General features: G+C 64.5%; 5 protein-coding genes. 1 reads left to right on the top strand and 4 read right to left on the bottom strand.

The window, feature by feature from the left end; genetic code table 11:
* Window positions 1-70: 70 nt before the first annotated feature.
* The 4 genes from AC1DVA_RS26635 to AC1DVA_RS26620 all read right to left on the bottom strand — a co-directional run bounded on the left by AC1DVA_RS26635 (window position 71) and on the right by AC1DVA_RS26620 (window position 3,946).
* Window positions 71-1,276 (bottom strand): acyl-CoA dehydrogenase family protein, encoded by a 1,206-nt coding sequence (locus AC1DVA_RS26635; protein WP_265055102.1) that lies wholly within the window; start codon window positions 1,274-1,276, stop codon window positions 71-73.
* Window positions 1,269-1,709, bottom strand: a complete 441-nt coding sequence (locus tag AC1DVA_RS26630) for a PaaI family thioesterase (protein WP_476807888.1) — start codon at window positions 1,707-1,709, stop codon at window positions 1,269-1,271. The genes AC1DVA_RS26635 and AC1DVA_RS26630 overlap by 8 nt, the downstream gene beginning before the upstream one ends.
* Window positions 1,706-2,692 (bottom strand): NADPH:quinone oxidoreductase family protein, encoded by a 987-nt coding sequence (locus tag AC1DVA_RS26625; protein WP_265055100.1) that lies wholly within the window; start codon window positions 2,690-2,692, stop codon window positions 1,706-1,708. The genes AC1DVA_RS26630 and AC1DVA_RS26625 overlap by 4 nt, the downstream gene beginning before the upstream one ends.
* A gap of 78 nt (window positions 2,693-2,770) precedes the next feature.
* Window positions 2,771-3,946 (bottom strand): acyl-CoA dehydrogenase family protein, encoded by a 1,176-nt coding sequence (locus AC1DVA_RS26620; RefSeq protein ID WP_265055099.1) that lies wholly within the window; start codon window positions 3,944-3,946, stop codon window positions 2,771-2,773.
* A gap of 133 nt (window positions 3,947-4,079) precedes the next feature.
* On the opposite strand from AC1DVA_RS26620, the gene AC1DVA_RS26615 reads away from it, so the two are divergent.
* Window positions 4,080-4,275 (top strand): helix-turn-helix domain-containing protein (locus AC1DVA_RS26615; protein ID WP_476807887.1); only part of this gene is annotated, 196 nt, incomplete at its 3' end.

Below are 4,275 nucleotides of genomic sequence, written 5' to 3'. Positions count from 1 at the left end.
GGCTTTGCCAATGCCGCGCGACGAACCCGTGATCAGGGCGACCTTTCCTCTGACGTCGAACATCGCGGCCTCAGCTCCGATACTGCTTCAGCTCGAGCCGGGCGATGCTGTCGCGATGGACCTCATCGGGACCGTCGGCGAAGCGCAAGGTTCGGGACTTCACCCAGGCGCTGGCCAGGAAATGATCCTGCGAAACGCCCGCCGCCCCGTGGATCTGGATGGCGCGATCGATGACGTCACAGGCCATGTTGGGCGCCACGACCTTGATCATCGCGATCTCGCGGCGCGCTGCCTTGTTCCCGACCGTATCCATCATATGCGCGGCTTTCAGGGTCAGAAGCCGCGCCGCCTCGATCTCGCAACGCGAGCGCGCGATCTGGTCCCGCACAACCCCTTGCTCGGCCAGGGGCTTGCCGAAGGCCGTACGCGAGAGGGCGCGGCGGCAGGCCGCCTCAAGAGCGCGCTCGGCGAGGCCGATCGAGCGCATGCAGTGGTGGATCCGTCCCGGACCGAGCCGGCCCTGCGCGATCTCAAAGCCGCGCCCCTCGCCGAGCAGCATGTTGGATGCCGGTACCCGGACGTTGTCGAAATTGATCTCGGCATGGCCATGGGGGGCATGATCAAAGCCATAGACGGTCAAGGCACGTTCGACCGTCACGCCGGGCGTATCGAGAGGCACCAGGATCATCGACTGCTGCTGATGCTTGGGGGCCTCGGGGTTGCTGCGGCCCATCACGATCGCGATCTTGCAGTGTTCGCTGAGCGCCCCCGAACTCCACCATTTGCGGCCGTTGATGACGTATTCCTCGCCGTCGCGCCGGATCGCCGTCTGGATGTTCGTCGCATCGGACGAGGCGACATCCGGCTCGGTCATCGAGAAGCATGAGCGGATGACGCCTTCGAGCAGGGGCTGGAGCCACTCCCGCTTTTGCGCCTCCGTCCCGTAGAGGACGAGGGTCTCCATATTGCCGGTATCGGGCGCCGAACAGTTAAAGACCTCAGGTGCGATGGCCGAGCGCCCCATCACCTCGCAAAAGTGGGCATAGTCCAAATTATTGAGGCCGGCGCCGTACCGCTCATCCGGCACGAACAGATTCCAGAGCCCTTCCGCCCGGGCCCGCTGCTGCAAGTCCCGGATAATGCCCGGCGTCGCCCAGCGCGATGTCAGCTTGGCGAGTTGGCGCTCGTAGATCTCCTCATTGGGATAGATCTGCTCATCCATGAAGCGCTGCAGCTTCGCCAGGAGCGATTTGTGGACGTTTCGGAGCTCAAGCATCTGTGGATCCGCCATGCGATGTGGAGGAGTTCGGCTGGCTCCCCGCCCGCCATCGAAACGTGCCGATGCCGTGCGCGGCGCGCTGACCGGCATCGTCGAAAACGTGCGCCTCGGCGGTGAAGCTCGATCGCCCGGTGGAGATTGTGCGCCCCTCGACCGAGAGGCGGCCGGCGCGTACGGGCCGGATGAACTGCGTCGTCAGCGAGATGGTGACGGCATAGCGGGCGTCCTCGCCCTTCTCGGCATGAAGGCCGGACGCGCACGCGGCGAAGTCGATCATGGTGCAGATCACACCGCCATGGACATAGCCCATGCGATTCCTATGCCCGGGCCCGATTTCAAGGCTGCCCTTGACGTAGCCATGCCGGGATTCGTCGAGGCAGAGGCCCAGAAGGTCGAACAATCCGACGCCGGCGTAACTCTCGGCGCTCATGCGGTCCGGCCGGTCGTCAGGACGATCTTGCCGATTGCCGTGCGCCCCGTCAGCAGACGCAGCGCTTCCACGGTATCGGCCAGATCCAGCGTGCGGCTGATCAGGGGCTTCAGCTTGCCTTCCTCGAACCAGGCGAAGAGCTGCCGGAAATTGTCCTGGCTCGCTGCGGGATTGACCGAGGCAAACGTCCCGAAGAAGACCCCGACGAGGGCGCACCCCTTCAGCAGAAGCAGATTGGCGGGAATGCGCGGAATCGTACCGGAGGCAAAGCCGACGACGAGGATGCGCCCCTGCCAGGCGGTCACGCGCACGGCTTCTTCGAGCCTCTCTCCGCCGACGGGGTCGTAGACAACATCCACGCCCCTGCCGTCGGTCAAAGCCTTGACGCGATCCCTCAGTGACTCCGTGTCGTAGTTGATCAGGTGGTCGGCGCCGGCCTTGCGGGCCACCTCCAATTTCTCGGCGCTGCTAGCGGCGGCGATCACCGTCGCGCCCATCGCCTTGCCAATTTCCACCGCCGCGAGCCCCACGCCTCCGCTCGCACCGAGAACGAGGAGCACCTCGCCCGGCCGAAGGTCGGCCCGCTGACTCAATGCATGCATGCTCGTGCCGTAGGTCATCGAAAAGCCGGCCGCAGTGACCGCATCCATGGCGGCAGGGCGCTGCATGACGCGGCTGGCCCGGACCACCGCCGCTTCCGCGAATGCGCCGATGCCGACCATCCCCGTGACCGGCATGCCGACCGCGAGATGCGTGACGCCCTCACCAATGGCCTCGACAACACCGCCGATCTCGGTGCCGGGGGTGAAGGGCAGGGCCGGTTTGACCTGGTATTTGCCCTCGACCATCAACGTGTCGGGGAAGTTGACGCCCGCGGCCTCGATGGCGATGCGGACCTCGCCGGGGCCGGGCTGGGGCACGTTCCTGTTCTCGATGACGAGGTCTTCGAGCGGCCCGAAGGCGTTGCACATGACAGCGCGCATATCTTCCATCCCTAGTGGTCGCTTCGGCAGCGTTTTGATTCAGCGGCCTTGGTTAAGCCGGTGCCTGGTGCGAAGCCGTCACGACAGGCCGTTCAACCGCTTTGCGTCGCGGATCATGTTGCGGGCAATGACGAGTTGCTGGATCTGCGTGGTGCCTTCGTAGATGCGGAAAAGGCGCACATCCCGATAGAAGCGTTCGATCCCGGAATCGGCGACATATCCCGCACCACCGAAGATCTGGACGGCCTTGTCCGCGACGCGACCCACCATCTCGGAACAGAACATCTTGGCGCAAGCGGCTTCGGTGCCGATCGACTGTCCGGCATCGCGCCGGCGAGCGGTCTCCTCGACCATGCAGCGCGCGGCGAAGCTCTCGGCCTTCATGTCGGCGAGCATCGCCTGGACCAGCTGGAACTCGGCGATAGGCTTGCCGAACTGACGGCGCTGGAGCGCGTAGTCTAGGCAGTCGGCAATCAGGCGCTCCGCGACCCCGACGCAAACGCCGGCGATCGTCAGCCGGCCGCGGTCCAGCACCTTCATCGCCGTGACGAAGCCTTTGCCTTCGAAGTCCGGCCCGCCGAGGATCGCCGATTGCGGCACCCGAACGTTATCGAAGATCACGTCGCATGTATGGGCTCCCTGCTGACCCATCTTCCTGTCCTTCTTGCCCAGGGTGATCCCGGGCAGATCGGCGTCGACTAGAAAAGCGGAAATGCCGGCCGCCGTCCTGCTGTCCGGATCGGTGCGGGCGAAGACCGTGAAGAGGCCAGCGACGGGCGCGTTGGTGATGAAGCGCTTGGTGCCGTTGATGATGAAGCTGTCACCATCGCGGCGCGCATTCGTGCGCAGCGAACCGGCGTCGGAGCCGGCCTCCGGTTCCGTCAGGCAGAAGGAGCCGACGAGCTGACCGCTCGCCATCGCCGGCAGGTAGTGTGTCTTCTGCTCCTCCGTGCCGTCGATGATGATGCCTTGCGAACCGATGCCATTGTTGGTGCCAATCATCGAGCGGAAGGCGGGAGACGTCTTCCCGAGAAGGAAGGAAACCTGGATTTCCTCCGAAAGCGTCAGCTCGAGGCCGCCATAGGTTTCCGGGATGGCCAGGCCGAACAGACCCATCTCGCGCATCTGTTCGATGATCTCGGGGGGGACCTGGTCGGTCTCGCCAACCAGGGCCTCGTTGGGCCTCAGCTTCTCGCGAACAAAGCGCTCGATCGCATCGAGAAGCTGTCCAAAAACGTCGGGGTCGAGTGCCATTAATTCCGTGCCTCGGAATTTAATTCCATTATTGTGATTCCTCGCATATCGTCTATCAAGCCGTCAAGGCGCTTTGCGCCGGGAAGGCTGCACGCTGGGCAGGGCGGCTGGTTCAGGAGTCGAGACGGGCAGGATGCGCAAGCGCGAAACGCAGGTGAACCAGATGGAGCCTCAGGACGCGACGGATGATCCCCGTTTCGTCACGGCTCTCGCGCGCGGCCTGAGCGTCCTGCGCGCCTTCAAGCGAGGTGACAGGATGCTGGGGAACCAGGAACTCGCGGAGCGAACCGGTCTGGCGAAATCGACCATCTCCCGCCTCACCTACACGC

Source organism: Allobosea sp. P4_C6, assembly GCF_056402015.1.
Note: the sequence above shows the minus strand (reverse complement) of the source record. Positions and strands in the feature narration are given on the sequence as shown.

Excerpts from the sequence above, each read along its gene's own strand:
- AC1DVA_RS26625 (WP_265055100.1), bottom strand. The coding sequence starts at position 2,692 with ATGCGCGCTGTCATGTGCAACGCCTTCGGGCCGCTCGAAGACCTCGTC.
- AC1DVA_RS26630 (WP_476807888.1), bottom strand. The coding sequence starts at position 1,709 with ATGAGCGCCGAGAGTTACGCCGGCGTCGGATTGTTCGACCTTCTGGGC.
- AC1DVA_RS26620 (WP_265055099.1), bottom strand. The coding sequence starts at position 3,946 with ATGGCACTCGACCCCGACGTTTTTGGACAGCTTCTCGATGCGATCGAG.
- AC1DVA_RS26635 (WP_265055102.1), bottom strand. The coding sequence starts at position 1,276 with ATGCTTGAGCTCCGAAACGTCCACAAATCGCTCCTGGCGAAGCTGCAG.